Source organism: Microbacterium sp. oral taxon 186 str. F0373, from assembly GCF_000411455.1.
GTDB lineage: Bacteria > Actinomycetota > Actinomycetes > Actinomycetales > Microbacteriaceae > Microbacterium.
On record NZ_KE150458.1, the window covers coordinates 652992 to 669583 of the forward strand.

The 16592-nt window shown below is 65.6% G+C and carries 25 protein-coding genes and 1 pseudogene; 1 reads left to right on the forward strand and 25 read right to left on the reverse strand.

Going from position 1 to position 16592, the window contains the following annotated elements; all coding sequences use genetic code 11:
• Nucleotides 1–55 precede the first annotated feature (55 nt).
• From HMPREF1529_RS15990 to HMPREF1529_RS13315, 18 genes are all read right to left on the reverse strand, one after another.
• Nucleotides 56–223: a hypothetical protein gene (locus tag HMPREF1529_RS15990; RefSeq protein ID WP_016465172.1), complete on the reverse strand. Its 168-nt coding sequence runs from the start codon at nt 221–223 to the stop codon at nt 56–58.
• 112 nt (nt 224–335) lie between these two features.
• Nucleotides 336–632, reverse strand: coding sequence for a hypothetical protein (locus HMPREF1529_RS13230; RefSeq protein WP_016465173.1), 297 nt, complete (start codon nt 630–632; stop codon nt 336–338).
• A 30-nt stretch (nt 633–662) separates the two neighbouring features.
• Complete coding sequence (locus HMPREF1529_RS15450) at nt 663–1607, reverse strand: sigma-70 family RNA polymerase sigma factor (protein ID WP_016465174.1); 945 nt, start codon at nt 1605–1607, stop codon at nt 663–665.
• 14 nt (nt 1608–1621) lie between these two features.
• Nucleotides 1622–2959: a hypothetical protein gene (locus HMPREF1529_RS13245; RefSeq protein ID WP_016465175.1), complete on the reverse strand. Its 1338-nt coding sequence runs from the start codon at nt 2957–2959 to the stop codon at nt 1622–1624.
• On the reverse strand, nt 2956–3324 hold the full coding sequence (locus HMPREF1529_RS13250) for a hypothetical protein (RefSeq protein WP_016465176.1): 369 nt from the start codon (nt 3322–3324) through the stop codon (nt 2956–2958). The genes HMPREF1529_RS13245 and HMPREF1529_RS13250 overlap by 4 nt, the downstream gene beginning before the upstream one ends.
• Nucleotides 3321–4517, reverse strand: a complete 1197-nt coding sequence (locus HMPREF1529_RS13255; protein ID WP_016465177.1) for a hypothetical protein — start codon at nt 4515–4517, stop codon at nt 3321–3323. Before HMPREF1529_RS13255 ends, HMPREF1529_RS13250 begins: the two co-directional genes overlap by 4 nt.
• Nucleotides 4517–5023, reverse strand: coding sequence for a hypothetical protein (locus HMPREF1529_RS13260; protein WP_016465178.1), 507 nt, complete (start codon nt 5021–5023; stop codon nt 4517–4519). Before HMPREF1529_RS13260 ends, HMPREF1529_RS13255 begins: the two co-directional genes overlap by 1 nt.
• 2 nt (nt 5024–5025) lie before the next feature.
• Entirely contained in the window at nt 5026–5427 is a 402-nt protein-coding gene (locus HMPREF1529_RS13265; protein ID WP_016465179.1) for a hypothetical protein, read from the reverse strand.
• Between the two features lie 2 nt (nt 5428–5429).
• Nucleotides 5430–5813, reverse strand: coding sequence for a hypothetical protein (locus HMPREF1529_RS13270; RefSeq protein ID WP_016465180.1), 384 nt, complete (start codon nt 5811–5813; stop codon nt 5430–5432).
• The gene (locus HMPREF1529_RS13275; RefSeq protein ID WP_016465181.1) at nt 5803–6210 is read right to left on the reverse strand and encodes a hypothetical protein; all 408 of its coding nucleotides are present in this window, start codon (nt 6208–6210) and stop codon (nt 5803–5805) included. Before HMPREF1529_RS13275 ends, HMPREF1529_RS13270 begins: the two co-directional genes overlap by 11 nt.
• A gap of 2 nt (nt 6211–6212) precedes the next feature.
• Entirely contained in the window at nt 6213–7967 is a 1755-nt protein-coding gene (locus HMPREF1529_RS13280) for a hypothetical protein (RefSeq protein ID WP_016465182.1), read from the reverse strand.
• Nucleotides 7964–9034: a hypothetical protein gene (locus HMPREF1529_RS13285; protein ID WP_016465183.1), complete on the reverse strand. Its 1071-nt coding sequence runs from the start codon at nt 9032–9034 to the stop codon at nt 7964–7966. Before HMPREF1529_RS13285 ends, HMPREF1529_RS13280 begins: the two co-directional genes overlap by 4 nt.
• Nucleotides 9035–9086: 52 nt before the next feature.
• The gene (locus tag HMPREF1529_RS13290) at nt 9087–10673 is read right to left on the reverse strand and encodes a hypothetical protein (RefSeq protein ID WP_016465184.1); all 1587 of its coding nucleotides are present in this window, start codon (nt 10671–10673) and stop codon (nt 9087–9089) included.
• Nucleotides 10670–10924, reverse strand: coding sequence for a hypothetical protein (locus HMPREF1529_RS13295; protein ID WP_157533948.1), 255 nt, complete (start codon nt 10922–10924; stop codon nt 10670–10672). The genes HMPREF1529_RS13290 and HMPREF1529_RS13295 overlap by 4 nt, the downstream gene beginning before the upstream one ends.
• Entirely contained in the window at nt 10921–11220 is a 300-nt protein-coding gene (locus HMPREF1529_RS13300; RefSeq protein ID WP_016465186.1) for a hypothetical protein, read from the reverse strand. Before HMPREF1529_RS13300 ends, HMPREF1529_RS13295 begins: the two co-directional genes overlap by 4 nt.
• Nucleotides 11217–11528, reverse strand: coding sequence for a hypothetical protein (locus HMPREF1529_RS13305; protein WP_016465187.1), 312 nt, complete (start codon nt 11526–11528; stop codon nt 11217–11219). Before HMPREF1529_RS13305 ends, HMPREF1529_RS13300 begins: the two co-directional genes overlap by 4 nt.
• Nucleotides 11525–11986 carry a hypothetical protein gene (locus HMPREF1529_RS13310; RefSeq protein WP_198013072.1) on the reverse strand — a complete coding sequence of 154 codons (462 nt, stop codon included), beginning with the start codon at nt 11984–11986 and terminating at the stop codon, nt 11525–11527. The genes HMPREF1529_RS13305 and HMPREF1529_RS13310 overlap by 4 nt, the downstream gene beginning before the upstream one ends.
• Nucleotides 11987–12006: 20 nt before the next feature.
• Nucleotides 12007–13199 (reverse strand): IS3 family transposase gene (locus tag HMPREF1529_RS13315; protein WP_157533859.1). Its coding sequence is split into 2 segments (ribosomal slippage): nt 12007–12912 and nt 12915–13199, totalling 1191 coding nucleotides; the frame shifts between segments, so codons are not numbered across the junction.
• A gap of 346 nt (nt 13200–13545) precedes the next feature.
• Between HMPREF1529_RS13315 and HMPREF1529_RS15745 the strand changes: the two genes are divergently transcribed.
• A complete protein-coding gene (locus HMPREF1529_RS15745; RefSeq protein WP_084675221.1) occupies nt 13546–14505 on the forward strand; it encodes an IS481 family transposase in 960 nt (319 codons plus the stop codon).
• 32 nt (nt 14506–14537) lie between these two features.
• On the opposite strand, the pseudogene HMPREF1529_RS16505 reads toward HMPREF1529_RS15745, so the two are convergent.
• From HMPREF1529_RS16505 to HMPREF1529_RS13360, 7 genes and pseudogenes are all read right to left on the reverse strand, one after another.
• Nucleotides 14538–14807: pseudogene (locus HMPREF1529_RS16505) on the reverse strand (helix-turn-helix domain-containing protein); the annotation flags it as partial.
• The gene (locus HMPREF1529_RS13335) at nt 14773–15024 is read right to left on the reverse strand and encodes a hypothetical protein (RefSeq protein ID WP_157533949.1); all 252 of its coding nucleotides are present in this window, start codon (nt 15022–15024) and stop codon (nt 14773–14775) included. The pseudogene HMPREF1529_RS16505 and the gene HMPREF1529_RS13335, both read right to left, overlap by 35 nt.
• An 11-nt stretch (nt 15025–15035) precedes the next feature.
• Nucleotides 15036–15368, reverse strand: coding sequence for a helix-turn-helix domain-containing protein (locus HMPREF1529_RS13340; RefSeq protein ID WP_016465193.1), 333 nt, complete (start codon nt 15366–15368; stop codon nt 15036–15038).
• Nucleotides 15365–15637: a hypothetical protein gene (locus tag HMPREF1529_RS13345; protein WP_016465194.1), complete on the reverse strand. Its 273-nt coding sequence runs from the start codon at nt 15635–15637 to the stop codon at nt 15365–15367. The genes HMPREF1529_RS13340 and HMPREF1529_RS13345 overlap by 4 nt, the downstream gene beginning before the upstream one ends.
• On the reverse strand, nt 15634–16101 hold the full coding sequence (locus HMPREF1529_RS13350) for a hypothetical protein (protein WP_016465195.1): 468 nt from the start codon (nt 16099–16101) through the stop codon (nt 15634–15636). The genes HMPREF1529_RS13345 and HMPREF1529_RS13350 overlap by 4 nt, the downstream gene beginning before the upstream one ends.
• A gap of 3 nt (nt 16102–16104) precedes the next feature.
• Nucleotides 16105–16320 (reverse strand): hypothetical protein, encoded by a 216-nt coding sequence (locus HMPREF1529_RS13355; protein WP_157533950.1) that lies wholly within the window; start codon nt 16318–16320, stop codon nt 16105–16107.
• 29 nt (nt 16321–16349) lie between these two features.
• Nucleotides 16350–16553 (reverse strand): helix-turn-helix domain-containing protein, encoded by a 204-nt coding sequence (locus HMPREF1529_RS13360; RefSeq protein ID WP_016465197.1) that lies wholly within the window; start codon nt 16551–16553, stop codon nt 16350–16352.
• Between the last annotated feature and the right edge of the window lie 39 nt (nt 16554–16592).

Below are 16592 nucleotides of genomic sequence, written 5' to 3' on the forward strand. Positions count from 1 at the left end.
CATCGTGAGACGGTCGTCATGAAGGATGTTCGCGGACCCGCACTGAGGGCACATGTCAGTCCACCATCTCGATGCGGGTCACGAGTTCGGTCGGTATCGCGAGAACGACTTCGCTCCCGTTCATGAACTTGGTGTACTTGCCTTCTTCGACGAAGCTGTCGGCTTCGACCTCTTCGTAGTCACTCTTCTTGAAGGGGTTCTTCTGTACTCGGTACTTCGCCATTCCGCTCTCCATTGTGCAGACCAGGACCGACTCCCGGTGCTACCCCGGAGACTACGCCCCAGGTGCGACACGCGGTTGTAGCCCTAGAATCCGAGAGTCCGCCGCTGAGGGCTCACTTGCCCTCGAAGTCGAATGGGATGGTGACCACGCGCCCCTCATGTACCTCGACGATGCGTCTGTGCACAAAGGGCAGGTCGAGGTCGAGCAACGGGCTGTTGGCGTAGGTGAGGACGAGCGGGATGCCTGGCGCGACGTTCATCGAGACGAGGTCGTAGTCGTGCTCGCCTCCCATCGTCGCGTGCACGGTAAAGGGTCGGTCGCCGAGCTTGTTGCGCAACACGTCGAGATGGAACGCGGTGCGATCGTCTAGGGCGATCTCGATCTTCGAACCGTAGAGGAGCTTTCCCATGGGACCGACCCTATCGGCAGGCGTCGGAAATCAGGCGACGGCTGTCCTCCTACCGCTCGCCACGTACCGGTTGACGTGATGGTAGGCGACGCCGAGGTCACGGGCGATATCAGCCTGGCTCATCCCCGCTGCGATCCACTTATCGACTTGCGCCTCCTGGTACGGAGATAGGGCGCGCGAAGCGGCGTGCGCGGTCGCCCCGTAGTGGTAGTCCTCGCTGAGGATCTCGGTGAGGTAACCGACGTCTTCGCGAAAAGCGATGGTGACGATCCCGAGGTACTCGTCGATATCCATCCTGTGCCGGTCGCGGATGTAAGCGACGAGCGCTTCGGACGGCTCCCAGACGATGCCGTGCGTCCTCTCTTGCGTGAGAAGCTGCTCGTCACGGAACTGGTTGCGGGCGTGGTTGATCCACTCAGCCTTGACCTTCGTGATCGTCTGCCTGGAGGACTGGACACTGATCCCGAGCATCTCAGCGGTGGTGGCGTGCGAGAGTTCGTCGAAGTAGCGAAGTGCGATGTTCATCTTCTCCCGCTTGCGGAGGAACACGAAGTAGTCGACGATGTCCGCTTGCACCATCTTCCAGTGAGGGAGCATGTTCGGAGCGTGGAGCGATGTTCGGTACTCGGCTTCGGTGGTCTCGATCTCGTGGCCTTCGATCGCGGGTCGATCGTCGAAGCTGGTCGCGACAGGGTCGATCTCCCCCTCGGCGGGGTCGCCGGCGTATCGCCGGTATCGGATGATCTTGCGCTTGACGTCTTCCTTGAGCATGACGAAGAAGGCGCCGTCGTTGTTACTCGGGTCCCACCCTCGGTCGGCGGCGATTCTCGGCCACCGGTCGATGTGGCGGAGAAGTGCGATCGACGCGACCTGGATGAGATCGTCGATCGTGACCAGGCAATTCCCGCGCTGTTCAAGCCATCCGTACCTGCGGATGACGTGAGCTCGCAACTGGGGCAGGAACTCGTTGACCATGTTCTCCGGGCTTGTCAAAATCCACCGTCCCAACCTCGTCGGAACTCCCACAGCTTCTGCCGGTTGTTCTCCGCGATCTGCGCTGTCGTGTCCTGAACGGACTTCTCGTACGCCTGAGCCGCGAGCTTCTCTGCCTCACTCATCGCCTTCTCGGCGGATACCCGAGTAGCGTTCTGGCGATCGGTGATGTCGACGCTGATCTGCTGCGCTGATCGCGCGTGAACTGTCATTTCACCCCGCCCTGTCTGCCATTCGACCGACACAACTTCCGCGGCGAGCACACCTGATTTCAGGTGCAGTTCGATCGGTGCGCCCGGTGTCGCTTCCATACGGATTTGCGTATTCACGACGATGTCCCGGCCTCGCCGGAACGTTCGGCTGACGACCGAATCAGCGAGGTTTCCCGATGGCTCTCCTGCCGTGATCTGGATTACGCGACCACGCGACCGTGCGCTTCCCTCGGCGAAGTGCCGCCATGTGCGGGTGCTGTCGAACGCCGGAGACTCACCAACGACGACCACGGTGTCGGCCCAGTCGCCGTCTCTAGAAACGGTGTCGTTGAAGGACAGGATGATGGGCTCGACGCCGGCGGGTAGATCGTCATCGTGGGATGCCCATCGCAGATTGACGGGATCGCTTGGTGCGACCTTGTCGCGGCTGGCAACGAACCAGCCGAGGCCCCAGGCGTCGAACAGGCGCATGCCGAGTGAAGACAGCTCGGTCTCGATGAGCTGCATGAACGACGCTCCGGCTGGCGCGGGGATAGGTATCTCGACGTGCTCAGGGTTTGACAGACGAGTTCCAGGGCCGGCGGATCTTGAAAGCACCGCGGCTGCCGCATCATCGGCAGGATTCGCATGTCCGGCACCGAACGTGAGTCCGAGAAGAGCGTCGACGTAGCCGCCGAGCGTCCTGGGCTGAGCGAGCACGTTCGAGATCTCGTATCTCGACGTCAGACGCCCGGTGTCCTCGATGACGAGACGATCGTCGACCATCGTTTCGCCGCCGCCGAGCATGATCGTGGCCACGTCGAGATCCCGGGTGACGCTTCGCACGTACATCGTCGCCCACTGGTTTGTTGCTTCGCCGACCCGTGGCAAGTATCCGATGACAGCACCTGCTGGGTCGAGCTGCCGCACTCGCCAGCGCACCTGACCACCTTCATGAGGATCGACGAGGCGCGGGTCAAGGAGAGCCCATTGCTGTTCACTGAGCCCACCAGCGGTGATTGTGGCCGCAGCGAAGGGGACCCGGTCCAGATCCGCAGAGGGGACGATGTCGGTGGCGGGCAGAGCGATCCACTGGTTGCCGTCGCGGACCTCAGCCTCGTATTCGTAGTGGACGGAGTTCATGCAATGACCTCCCGCCACGGAAGAGTGAGCGTCCAGGATCCGGTCTCTTGAGTGATGGCGATATCGCCGCCCGTGACCACGAAGCGTGCGGAGAGCTCGGGCGGGTCGACTGGGTACATATCGAACTCAGCCGCGGTCGAGAAGAAGTCCCGCGCTGCGTGTGCGCTGGCGGCGTCGGGAAAGCGGAGCGTCATAGCTCCGGCAGATGGTCGAGGCGGCCGGAGCGTGTATAGCGTCTTTGAAGACTCGAGCAGTTGGTGCTCGATTGTGCGGGACTCGCGGGCGGACGTCCACGGGGCATCGATCGAGGGGACGTCGAGCTGGTCGATGGGGCCGGTGTAGGGGTAGCGGGTGAATGTGATCACTGGATCACCCTTCCGAGAGTCGGGTTGACGACGACTGAGACCCCTTCCGCGGCGCGGCGGTTGATGGCAGCCATCTTTCGGTCGAAGTCGCTGGTGTCGATATCGATCTGCAGCTTGCTGGTGACGAGTTCGGGGATGCCGTCGAGGTCGCCCTTGAACTTCGAGATATCCGTGGTCGCTTGCTCGGTCTTCGCGTCGATCATGATCTGGGTGCCGTCGGGCAGGGTGTAGACCGCGTTTCCGAGATCGTCGACTTCCTTGGTCGCTCCTTGCGCGTCGTTGATCAGCCCCTTCAGTACGGCCTGCTGGTCGTTGAATTTCGTGTTTGCCTGGTCGATGACGCCGGTTAGTTCCCGCTGAGCGCCGATCGCAGCCATGTTCTGCTGAAGGCTCTTCTGCTGTTCCGGGGTGAGCTCCTTGAGGGATTGCTTCTGCGCGTCTGCGATCGCGAGGTTCTCTTCCTTGGCTTTCCCTGCCTGAGCGTCGACAACCTTCATCGCGTTCGCGTCGCCGACGTACGCGCGCACTGCTGTGGCGAGGTCGATGCCGAGTGCGTCGGCGTAGGCCTGAACTTGCTTGCGCTTGTCTTCGTCCGTGATGACGTCGGCGGATGCGGCGGCGATGCTCGTCGCGCTGAGGACGTTGCTGCCGGCGTCGATGAACGCCTGCGCCATCTCTCCTGCCCGCTGGGCGAGTTCCTGGTTCCTCTCGTCGATCTGATCCATCGCGCCGATGATCAGACCGAGGCCCGCCGCGCCTGCGGCTGTGGCAGCAAGACCTCCGATCCCGCCGAGCGCACCCGACCCGGCGAGGCCGCCGAGGGTGTCCTGCGCTATCTGTGGGAGGTCTTCGAGGTCACCGCGGAACGAGGAGAACGTCTCGCCGAGGTTCTGCCGAAGCTCCCCAGATACCTCAGCCCCCTTCTCGCCGAGTCGCTTGAAGCCCCTCTCGCCGGTGTCGCCGACGTCTCGCAGACCCTTCTCGGTGCGTTCGGATTCCTTGCGGGCGTCCTGCAGTGCCTCCTCGAGTCGGGAGACGTCGCGAGCGCCGTCGCGACCGACATCGGAGGCGGCGCGTTCGAGGTCTTTGAACGCGTCCTCGGCTTTCTCGAGCGGCTTGATGATGCCGCTGCGGACGCCTTCGTCGAACCCGCGGGTATCCGCGGCGATGCCGATCTCGTGGACGGAGGCCATCATCGTCCTTTCAGTTCGAGGTGGTCGAGGGCGGTACGGGTGGCGGTCTGGATCATCAGAGACGAGAACCTCACGATCGAGTCGCCGGCGGCGGGGTTGAAGACGTTGCCTCCGCGGCGGGGTGCACCGAACACGGAGCCCATGCGGCGGGGATACTTCTTGCCGCGTCGGGAGCGTTGGATGATTCGTTTGGCGGGGTTGCCGCCGTACTCCGCACCCTTCGCGACGACGGAGACCGGGGTCCCGTCGGAGAGCCTCCCAACGGAGCCGGAGCGGAGGAACAGGTTCCGGGCGGTGACGCCGACGCGAGCGCTGTTGACGAGCGCTCGCTGTTGCAGTCGGGTCGCCGCCCGGTCCCGGACCTCTTCGAACCAGATCGGCTCGGCCGCCTTCTTCGTCTGGACGCCGATCTCCTTGCGGACGTCGGCGGGCAGCTCGCGGGCGGCGAGGAGCATGTCGCGCAGCGGCGAGTCGACCAGGAGGCTGATGCGGCCGCTGCTCGCCATGGTCAGGCTCCGAAGTCGGGCTGCCCGTTGACGCCGAGGTTCAGGGTGGCCTTGTTGATGCCGCCCGCCGCGCCACCGATCTGCGACGGCTGGAACACGACCTCGACGGTCACGACCTCCGCGCCAGTCTGCGGGGTGAACTCGATCGTCTTGGTCTGCCCGGCCCACTCGATGCTCTTCTGCGAGAGGGAGCCTTCGGAGGCCCAGTCTTGCGCGAACGACATCTGACACACCCAGGTCGGGGTTCCGACGACGGACTGGACACCGCCGCCGATGTCGGTGTGCTGCGCGGTCGGGGTGGTGGGCACGAGCGCGAAAGAGTCGACGCCCTTGGTGTAGTTGTCCGCGCCGATCTTGATCGTGCCGGACTTGTTGTACGTTGCGACGTTGGGTGCGTCGGCCATGGTCACTCCTCGATGGTTGAGAGCAGGGTCAGGGGGAACCGCCAGGCGAGCGCCCCGGTGCTGAGGCGTTCTTTCTTCGCGGTGTCCCAATAGATGTCGTCGCACTGCTGCAGAGCGTGTGCGAGGGTGACGAGGTCGGCGTCCGCCCCGTCCTCGTCGCCGGCCCCGGCGGAGGCGACGACGAGGTCGAACTTCGGGGCGACGGTGAACCGGTCCAGCGCCGTCCCGTTGACGGACGAGCTGACCTCGGTGAACTCGAAGTACAGGACCGTGACGACCGTGTCGATCGCTTCAGATAGGTTGTTGATGATCCGCCAGTTCGCCGGCAACAGCGGTTTGAGACGGTCGCGCAGATCGGTGCGGATGGTGGCGGGGTCAGAAAACACTGGCGACTCCGGAGGTCGGGCGGATGACCCGCTGAATGTCCTTCGACAGCGGCCGCGGGGAGAACGTGAACCCCTCGGGACCGTCCTCGCCCTTACCTGCGAGCCAGAGGTTCTTCGCCTGCATGAGCTGCGCGTACACGTACCGGGTCGGCACGCCGGGGGTGCTGGCCTCAAAGTCGAGGAGCGTGATCACCTGAGCGATCTTCGCGTCCTCGACCCCGAGGTTGTGCAGCAGATCCGTGACCTGCACGCCCGGTTCATCGTCCGCCGCGTACTCGAGGACCTGCTCGCGCGCGACGTCCAGGAGCATCCCCGCGAGATCTTCGTTCTCGACGGGGAGCTCGGGTAATGCTCCGTGCGCGCGCTCGAGGTAGTCTGCGGTGAACCAGATGGCCATGGTCAGGGCTTGGTGCCGATGAAGACCGTGGACTCCGGACGGACGATGAACGTCTCCAGGAATCCGACGATGGAGCGGTCGAGGCCGAACTTCGCGACCTCGACGGCGTCGATCTGGATCGGGGTCTCGCCGAGCTCCTTGAACTCGACCGCCGCCTTCGACCCAGCTGCCACCTGGGGGTCGGTCGCTTTCGTGCCGGGGAAGGCGGACTGCGGGGCCTTCTTGACCACGACCTTCCCCTCGACCGACGCCTGGCCAGAGCCGGGCGTGACGGCGAGGGAGATGAACTCGGGCAGCAGATCCTTCGGCGTGTAGATGAGCTGCTTCCACAGCACCGGGTTGACGATGGCCCAGGCCGGGTCATCGTCCGCGTCGCTGATCGCTTCGATCGCCTGGATCAGCTGCACCACACCGGGGTAGTACGCGGAGTTGGCGGGCGTGCCGGCAGGCAGCGACTCGGGAGCCACGAGGGCGGACAGGGCCGCGCCGTCGCGGTTCATGGCCACGCGGATGAGGGTGTCGCGGGCGTCGATGTCGGTGACCTTCGCGTAGCTGTCGGCGACGCCCTGCCAGAACTGCTGCATGACGTCCGCTCCGCCGGAGAGGTAGTTCCACTCCTGCGCGACGTCGGCGGCGTAGCCGTAGCTGTCGCGGGTGGAGCTGCGCTTGTCGCTCGTCGCGGAGCCGGTGGGCAGCTCGGTCTTCTCGCCCGTGGTGCGCTTCTTGACCAGGCCGTCGGTGTCGTTGAGGCGGTAGCCCTCGCGGCCGTTGATGTCGATCGGGCCGTAGACGTGGGTGGCGAGGTCGATGAACTTGCGCACGTACCGCTTGCCCTGCCACAGCCGGCCGACCCAGGCCTTCGGCGCGAGGCCGGCTCCGAGCCCGGACGCTCCGGGATCGGTCGTCTTGATGTCGGCGAGCGCCATGAGCGCGTTCTCGGTGTCGACCGAGCGGGCGGTCTTCATCGCGTGGAAGGCGGAGAAGAACGCGTTCATGTCGACGTCGGCCGGGTCGGCGGCGGGTGCGGGTGCGCCGCTGAACAGGGCCGGTGCGGCGGGGGTCTGGGGCTCCGCGGGAGCGGCAGCTGCGGTCATGGTCTCCTCCTCGGAGCTGGTGGTGTTGTCCTCGGCCGGGGTTTCGGCGTCGGTGATCTTCTCGACGGTGGACTTGCTGGAGTACTCCTCGATGCGGCGCCAGCGGACGCCTTCGGAGTCGGTGAACTCCGACACGGTGCGCGAGCTGTTGTCGCGGTCGGGTGCGGAGTACTCGTCGCTGGCGGGCACGTCGGTGGTGAACTCGACGTTCTGGCCGGGCGCGAGGGAGAACAGGGCGGCGGACTCGAAGGCACCCTCGGCGCAGACGGCCGCGCCGGTGAGGCGGGAGCGGACGGCGTTGATGCCGTTGCGGACGAGGGAGCCGAGTTCGGCGGACAGCTTGCGCTTGCCGGTGCCGTCGCCGTAGGAGGCGAGGAACGCGTCGCCCTCGTCGGTGTTGGCGATCGCGAACCGGCCCACGACGCCGGCATCGGTGACGGTGAACTGCACGCCGCGGCCGAGCGGGTTGAACCGGTCGTGCTCGTCGTTCAGGGTGACGATCGACGGGTCACGGGGGAGCGCGACGGCGGAAGCGCTGAACATGACCGGCTCGGTTCCGGAGAGGTTCGGGCGGGAGAGCTCGCCGAACGGGAGCAGCAGACCCTCGATCTCGCGGGTCCCTGCGACGCGGGAGAACAGGCCCGCTTCGGTTGTGTTGGTCATGCTGTCTCCTGGGAGGCGTCGCCGGCCTCCGGGTCGATGGATGTGGGAGCGGGTACGGAGAAGTGCGACAGGTCGGCGCGGACCTCCGCATCGGGGCCGACGACGTCGTCGCCGGAAAGTGCGGCGGCGATCGCGTAGGCGTACTCGGCGGACCCGTACGTCCACATCTCGGACTGGCGGTCCTGCTCGTTCGAGTAGGAGAGGTCGCTGCCTTCCTTGCCGCCCTCGACGAACGACGCCGGCACGCCGCCGTGCATCGCGAGTTCGAGGCGCAGGGAGTTCTTCGCGTCCTCGAACAGGTCGAGTTGCCCGGACACGCCGCGCTCCTTGACCTCGATGTAGCTCGGCGTGACGGAGACGGAGTGCTTCGCACGGGTCTCGACGTAGGAGGTCGCGAGTGTCTCCTTCTCCTTACGCTTCATCTGGTCGAAGGCGGGGTCGGTGATGTGCAGTTCTGTCGCGGCGGGCGGGGCGTCGAGGCGGGTCTGTCGGGCCTTTTCGAGCTTGCGTGCCTGACGGATCGAGTCGATCCCGTCGGCCATGACACCGTTCGCGCCGAGCGGGACGAGCACGACGCGCATCCGGTACTCGGCCGGGATTGAGTCGTGCAGGGTAACGCGCTGCGTCGACGGGTCCATCGACCACAGATGCCGGGGCACGGGTACCCAATCCCACACCGTGTCATCAGTCGCGAGACGGCACCCAAGGACGGCGAAGCCTTCCCAGAACAGTTCCTCGACGAGCTTCTTGATGGCGATGTGGCGGGACATGCCGGGGTAGTTGCAGGAGCCCACCCAGTACGGCTGGGGGTCGGCCTTGGTGTCGTTCTCGAACTTCTCGAAGCGCAGCGGCGACACGAGCGCCTGGTGCCCCTTCAACGCCCGCTTCAGCTCAGGGACGCGAGCGGCGGTCACGCGGGTGACGAGTTCCTCCGGAAGAGTCCCGAGGATGTCGCCGACGATCGCCTGTTGCAGGCTGTCGCCAGAGCCGGAGGCGGCGAGCGCGGGCGCACCGCTGGCGGAGGTGGGGGAGACGTCCCCCATCAGCCATGCCCAGAATCCCGCCATGTCTCCACGGTGACGGGCCTCTGAGCGTTAACGGTTACCACCCGGGAGTGTGCTAGACGCCTACCAACTCCGGGACACCGCCGGGGCCCTTCTCGTCGTCGAGCGCGTAGAGGGCGCGAGCGACTGCCTCAATCGGTGTGATGTCGTCGTCGGGCCGGGTCTTCTCGTCCGGCCTGCCGAACGCCCACGCCCCGGTCTGGCCGAACGCGCGGCGCACAACGATCTCCGCCGCGGCATCAAGCGGGTCTTGCCCGTGGTAGGTGACGAGGTCGCCGGCGTTGAGGAACCGCATGAACAGCACCGCCGACCGAGGGATCTCCATCCGTGCCAGCGGGCGGGTGCGCATCGGCGGGCGGCCGGCGACGAGCGGCGCGATCTCGACGTTCTCGACCGGGCGGCCCGGATCGAAGATCACCCGACGGTTCAGCTTCCGAGCCCGGAGAAGTACCTTCTTGCCGAACCCGTCGACGCCTTCCTGATGGTGCAGCAACGCCACGTGCCGGCGTCCCTTCGTCCCGTGCCACGCCGCGGCGAGAGACGCCCACTTGCCGTCTGGATGGATAGCGATCGCGAGAGCCACAACCGACGGCATCGACTTCGGGAACGCCTTCTCGGTTCGCGTCTTCGTCCACAGCGGTTGCTTAATCAGCGCCGTCGCCGACCCCTCCTCGCCGGGAAGCGACAGGTACTCACGCTGGAACGCCTTCGACGACATCGCATGGAAGTTGTCAAGCACGTCAGACAGCGGAGTCGTGTAGCCAATGCCCGGATGGTTCAGCTCGATCAGCTCACGCACACGGGCGTGCGGGTGCTCCTCATCCGGCTCCCACGCCTCGAGCTCCGCGGGGTCAGTGTCCTCGGGAATGCCATGCCGGACCACGCCGGCACCGGGCATGGTCAGAAGCTTCCACAGCAGGTTTCCCTGCTGGAAGTCGGGCGCTGTACCCGACGCGATCATCTGCGGCAGGAACCGACCATCGAGCGTCGGAGGTATCGAGGTCATCATGTCCTCCGCCATCTCCGGCGTCGCGTCCTGCGCCTCGTCGACCCAGGCGACGTCGTACGCGCCGGACGTGAACGCCTCGTTCCCCGGCGCGTACGCGTTGAAATACGAGCCGTTCGGCCAGCGGATGTGCTCAGTGCCCTTGCCCGTGTTGATGATGAACGGGCGCGTCTTCGGGTCCGGGTACAGGCGCTCAACGTGCGTGACGATGTCCTTGCGGAACCGCTCGCCGGTCTTCTGACCGCCGTCCTTCTTGGCCAACGTCCAACCCACGAGGTAGTCCTCCCGCAGGCTGCAGCGCCCCAGGATCACGGCCTGGACTGCAGTGGTCTTCGTCGTGCGTCGCGGCTCCATGATGCCGTTGAACTTCTTACCGGCATTCAGCATGTCCGCGATGACCAACTGGATCGGCGACGGCCCCGAAAAGCCATCCCCACCCCGACGTCGCACGTCCATCCGCAGAAGACGAGCACCCTCCAAGAACTCCGCCCTCGTCTGGTCGGTCGTGACGAGTTCCGTCACATGCGCCGCCACCGGGATACGCGAACGCCACTCCAGCCACGTCGCCTCGTCCTGAAGGTCCGCCACCGACGGCACGACGCCCGCGGGCGCAACCAGAACGCCGCCGCTCGTCACGACACCTCCCGAGCCCGATCGACAGGGAGAGGGGCGCGTGTTGAGCCGTAGGCGGGGAGCCGAGCGACTCGCGCCAAAAAGACGCGGGTTCGCCGCCCTTCGTGGTGGATCATCCCGATTCCGAGTGCGGCCATCGTGAACGTGGGTGAGCCGAACGGCAGGCCGGTGATGGTCGCGATGGTGGACGCGATGGCGAGCGCCAGGTAGGCGATCTCGAGGGCGGGGCTTCCCGGCTTCGGTTCCTTCGTCATGCCCATGGTGGTGTGACCAGTCCTGTCGTTCGGGCGCTTCTGCGCTGGTTGGTGATGCGGGCGCCGATCTTGCCGCCGTGGCTGCGGTTGCCGTGTCGGCATTCGGGTGCGGCGTTGTCGATGGTGTTGCCTCCGTGGAGTGAGATGTGGCCGACGTCGAAGGGTGTGCCTTCGGGGATGAGGTCTCCGTGTCGCCAGCATGCGATGTCCTCACCTCGTGCCCATGCTTGGCGGACTTGGGCGCGGATGATGCGGGTGGTGCGTCGCCATTCGGGGTCGCGGTGCTTGGCGGTCATGTGTCGGTCCTGGTGCGGGCGAGGGATTTGGTGACTCCGGCGTTGGAGAGCCCCACGACTTCGGCGATCTGTCTGATGCTGTGCCCAGCGGTGCGGAGTGTTCGGATGCGGTCGTCTCGGTTCTCGTCGGCGGTGGGGCCTCGGTGGGCGCGGATGACGTTGACGGTGGTGTCGCCGTGGCTGCGGGCATGAGTGCGGGCTTCGAGGCGGGCGGTGGTGTGGTCGGAGCACCAGGCGCCGTGTTCGCAGGTGGTGCAGCCCCAGACGGCGGAGCCGTTGTCGTGTGGTTGTTCTGCCCAGACGGTCATGCTGCTCCTTCTAGTCCGCCGGGGAGCGCACCGGCGAGGTACCAGGCTTGTGTGAGGGGTGAGAGCTCGTTCCAGAGGGGTGTGCCTTCGGTCGGTCCGGTCCACATGCCGCCGACGCCGGTGTTCCTCAGATATCCACGGATCTGAATGTGGGCGTCGTGACGAGTGAGCTTCCGCCATCGGGCGGTTTGCATGTCGTTCGGGATCTGGTGGGTGACGATGATCGCGAGGTCTCGGAGGAGCGTGATCTGTTTGTCGGTCGCGAGTGCTGGCTCTTCGAATGTGAACGCGTCGTCGGGCTCGCGCTCTTGCGCGTGCCTTAGAGCTTGTTCATGGATCTTGTTCTTCTGGATCTTGTTAGGGCGACTCGGAGTCTGTGGGGGTGGCGACTCGGAGTCTGTGCCCACAGACTCGGAGTCTGTGCCTCTTGTCGTCTCCTCCGAACGGGACTGCTGCACGGATAGGTGACAGGTTGTAGTCACGCCGCCAGTGCGACGGTCGTGTTCATGATGGTCTCGAACTCGATGGGCGTCAAACGGCCCAGGCGGGCCTGCCGTCGTCGGCGGTGGTAGGTGCGCTCGATCCAGGTCACCATCGCGATGCGCAGCTGCTCGCGGGTGGTCCAGGGGCGGCGGTCGAGGACGTTCTTCTGAAGCAGCGCGAAGAACGATTCCATGGCGGCGTTGTCGCCGCTCGACCCGACTCTTCCCATGCTCCCGACCATGCGGTGTCGGCTGAGGGCGCGGAGCATCTTCCGGCTGCGGAATTGAGATCCCCTGTCCGAATGCACGACGCAGCCGGCGACGTCGCCGCGCATCAGGGCGGCGTTCTCGAGCGCCTGGACGACCAGACGGGACTTCATCCTCGAGTCGATCGAGTACCCCACGATCCGGCCGGAGTAGACGTCCTTGATCGCGCAGAGGTAGAGCTTGCCCTCGGCGGTCTTGTGCTCGGTGATATCCGTCAACCAGAGCTGGTTCGGGGCGTCGGCGGTGAACACGTGCCGGGTTCGGCCGTGCTCGTCGATGACGGCGCAGCGGTCGTCGTGGACGGGCGGGCCGGGCCGGCGGGCCTTGCTCCGCTTGGGCTTGCCGAACGCGCTGAACCAGCCGTTGCTGGAGGCGATCCGCCACGCGGTCCGGTCCGCCATCGCCTCCCCGTTGTCGCGGGCCTCGTCGGCGAGGAGCCGATGGCCGAACTCGGGGTCGTCCTGGTGGGCGTCGAACAGCGCGTTCGCGCGATACGCCTCGACCACCTCACTTGGGGTGATGGGGTTCGTCAGCCACCGGTAGTAGGGCTGGCGGGAGAGCTTGAGCACCCGACACGTCACCGTCACAGGGATCCCTGCGTCGGCGAGCTCGCTCACGAGCGGGTAGAGCCTTTTCCCGGCAGGTTCGCCTGCGACAGATACGCCGCCGCGCGGCGGAGGACCTCGTTCTCCTGCTCGAGCAGACGGTTCCGCTTCTTCAGCTCACGGATCTCCGCCGCCTCGGTCCGGGACTGGCCGGGCTTCGCACCTGCGTCGATGTCGGCGCGACGCATCCACTTCTGCAGCGTCATCGGGTGAACACCGAAGTCTTTCGCGATCTGCTCGATCGTCACTCCGGGCTCACGGTTACTCGCGACGCGCACGACGTCGTCACGGAACTCGGACGGGTAGGGCTTGGGCACAGCAACATCCTTCCAGGCCCACCCCCGCGGGCAAGCCAGATCAGATGTCACCTATTCGTGCAGCAGTCCCAACCCAGCGACTGGGAGTCTGCGGGGCGTGGTCGCTTCGGGATACGTCGGCCGCGGGCCGAATCCGCCCAGATGAACTGTGGCGTCTCGTCCGCGAGCGCCACGCTGTAGACGTTGGGCTTGTTCTCCCGGAGAGTGCTGCGCCGTTCCACACGGATCATTCCTCGACGCTCTAGGTGTACCGGGTCAGGACGTTGGTGGCTGGTTGGGGCTTGTGGATGGGGAGAACCTCCGGCTGAGTGGAGATGTCTGACGTCTTCACAAACCGGAGGTTCTCGTGCCCCACCGTAATGCTCGGCTGACTCCGCGGGGTCGGTTGCTGATCGTTGAGCGTGCTGCTGCAGGCTGGAAACATGCGCATATCGCTGCCGCGATGGGTGTCTCCCGTCGCTGCGTGCAGCGTTGGATCGCTCGACATCGATCCGAGGGCGTCGCCGGATTGAACGACCGGTCGTCTCGACCGGTGTCGTCGCCGTCACGTACCCCGGAACGCGTCGAGATTGAACTGCTCCGGTTGCGGCGGGAGCAACGCTGGGGCCGTGACGAGCTCGCGGCAGCGGTCGGAGTATCGCCGCGGACCGCGTCACGGGTCCTGGCTCGTCGCGGTCAGCCGCACCTGTCCCGGCTCGACCCGATGACCGGCGAGGTGATCCGAGCATCGAAGACGACCGCGGTCCGATACGAACGCGACCGCCCAGGCGAACTGGTCCACATGGATGTGAAGAAGCTCGGCCGCATCCCCGACGGCGGCGGTTGGCGCTCCCTCGGCCGCGCCGTCGCCGACCGGCACCGGGACACGCCGGTCGGGTTCGACTACGTCCACTCCCTCGTCGATGACCATTCCCGGCTCGCCTACTCCGAGATCCTCCCGGACGAGAAGGGTCCGACCTGCGCGGGATTCCTGGAACGCGCGATCGAGTACTTCGCCGAGCACGGCATCGCCCGCATCGAGCAGCTGATCACCGACAACGCCTGGGCATACCGATTCTCACTGCGGCAGGTCTGTGCTGAACGAGGCATCCGGCAGAAGTTCATCCGTCCGCACTGCCCCTGGCAGAACGGCAAAGTCGAACGCTTCAACCGGACGCTGCAGACCGAGTGGGCCTACCGGCAACCCTTCGAAACCAACGCTGCCCGGGCCGCGGCACTTGCGCCGTTCATCGAGCGATACAACACTCGACGCATCCACTCAGCCATCGGAACCCCACCGATAAGCCGAACCGCACCAACGTCCTGACCGGGTACATCTAGGGCGGGGATGGCGCGCTCGACGCTCTTACGCGAGATCCTGGCGCGATCAGCGATCGTGGTCATGCCCGGGAAGCACCTGCCGGTCTTCGGGTCGCGGAAGCGCAAGAGGACGGTGTAGACGACGAGTTCGTGCAGGGTGAGGTTGCTGTCGTCGATCAGCCAGTTCGGGCTACGGACGAACCCGTCAGTAGTCGAAGCCAACGTTTCCTCCTTCCATATGGGTAGGGCCGCCCCGTAGGGACGGCCCTGACCTTCAGTCGTCAAGCTCACGCAGGTGATCGTCGACATCGGCGGCTCGCCGAACGATCCTCACGGGTTCCGGCAGGTCGTCGGCAAGGTCGAGGAGGCGCAACGCGAGCGCCTTCGCGAGGTCGCGGTCTATCTCCTGCGCGACCTCACCGCACGGGTCCAGCAGCAGGATTGCGGTGACCGTCCCGGTAGCCAGATCGCGTCCGTGGACCGCGATGGTCGCGGCCTCGCAGGCGTACCACGCAGATTCGTCCATCGGGGTGTGCATCAGTACGCCCTTCCGTTGTGCCGGCGTGCGCGCGGAGGTTGAGCGAATGGGTCGTGCTGGAGTGGTGGCTCGGGTTCGGTTTCCTGCGTTTCGATGGGGTCCCCGATGCGCTTTCCGAGAATTGCCGACTCGATGAGCCGCAGCGTGTCCACACCGATCACGTCGGCGATCCGGTCGAGCTCTCGAATCGTGAAGGACGACTTCCCCGCAAGCCGCGAGTATAGAGTTGGACGGCTGACGCCGAGGGCATCAGCGACGTGTGGGGTCTTGATGCGCTGCCGGGCGAGCTCAGCCCGCACTGCATCAGCAACATGCTTGTCGGAATCGTTCATACTGTCACCCACTCCGCGATCGCGACACGAGCTTCCGTGAGTCCGGCGATCAGTTCGTCGAGCTCGTTGAGGTCGTCGGTGATCGAATCGGGATCGAACGTGAACTCCGAAATGTTGGGCACCCACGCGGCGCTCTTGACGTGCCCCTCGAGCGAGAAGGCGATCGTCACAGACTTGTGGTCGACGTCACGTACATGGAGATCGGTGAACCCGTTGGCGTGGTCCTCCGCGAGAATGCAGTCCTCAAAGTCGCAACACGCGGCGTTCATCGCGAGCGCTCCGAGACGACGGGGATGAACGTGTAGACGTCGACGGGTCTGAGCTCGCCGAACATCTTCGGCTCCACCACGGTCTCGATGCCTGCGAGGACGTGGTCTCCTCGGCGGGTGTAGAAGGTCCGGTTGCCGACGTGATGGTGCTTCGGGAACTTGACCCGATCGCCGGGGCGGCACCATTCGTGGTCGCAGCTGGCGGCGAGGTGGGCGGTGGTCTCGTCGTCTCCGCCTTTCCACTCGTGGTGGACGTCGGTGATGTGGAAGACGTCGCCGGGTGATGCGTGGTCGTTCTCGCGCACGTGGAAGTAGTAGAGCTGCAGGACGGGGATGTCCATGAACTCGCAGTCGTCGATGAGGTTGCGGAGGGCGAACGTGCGCTGCTCCTTGAGCGCCTCGATCTCCGCGGTCAGGCTGATCAGGGTGGCGACGCTGGGGGTCGGGACCGTTACGATGGTCATGAGTTAGTGCTCCTTCGTGAGTGCTTGGCCGTCGTCCTGTTGCAGCAGGGCGGCGGCTTCTTCTTTGATGCGGCCGTGGAGTTCGCCGGCCGGGTCGCGCCGGACATGGAGGATGCCGGCGAGGGTACGTGCGGTGGCTCGGTCGAGCCAGACACGTTCGGAGGTTGCGCCGCGGAAGACGAGCGCCGCGGTCCTGTCAGCGGTCTCGATGCTCCTCATCGCAGCTTTCGCGGTCGGGTCCTTCGGCATCAGCTGGCATCCGCGAATGCGTCGTTGACGAACTTCTCGAGGTCGATGCGCCGGACGACGACGCGTCCGCCGAGTTTCGCGGCCTTGAGCTGCTTGGTGTTGATGAGCCATCGGATGCTGTCGACCGAGCGGCGCAGATACTCTGCAACCTCCGGGACGAACAGGATGTCGGGGGCAACCTCCCCGAACGCGGTGCGTGCCATGCCAGTCTCCCTTCCACTATTGCGTCTTCCTGACAGAGG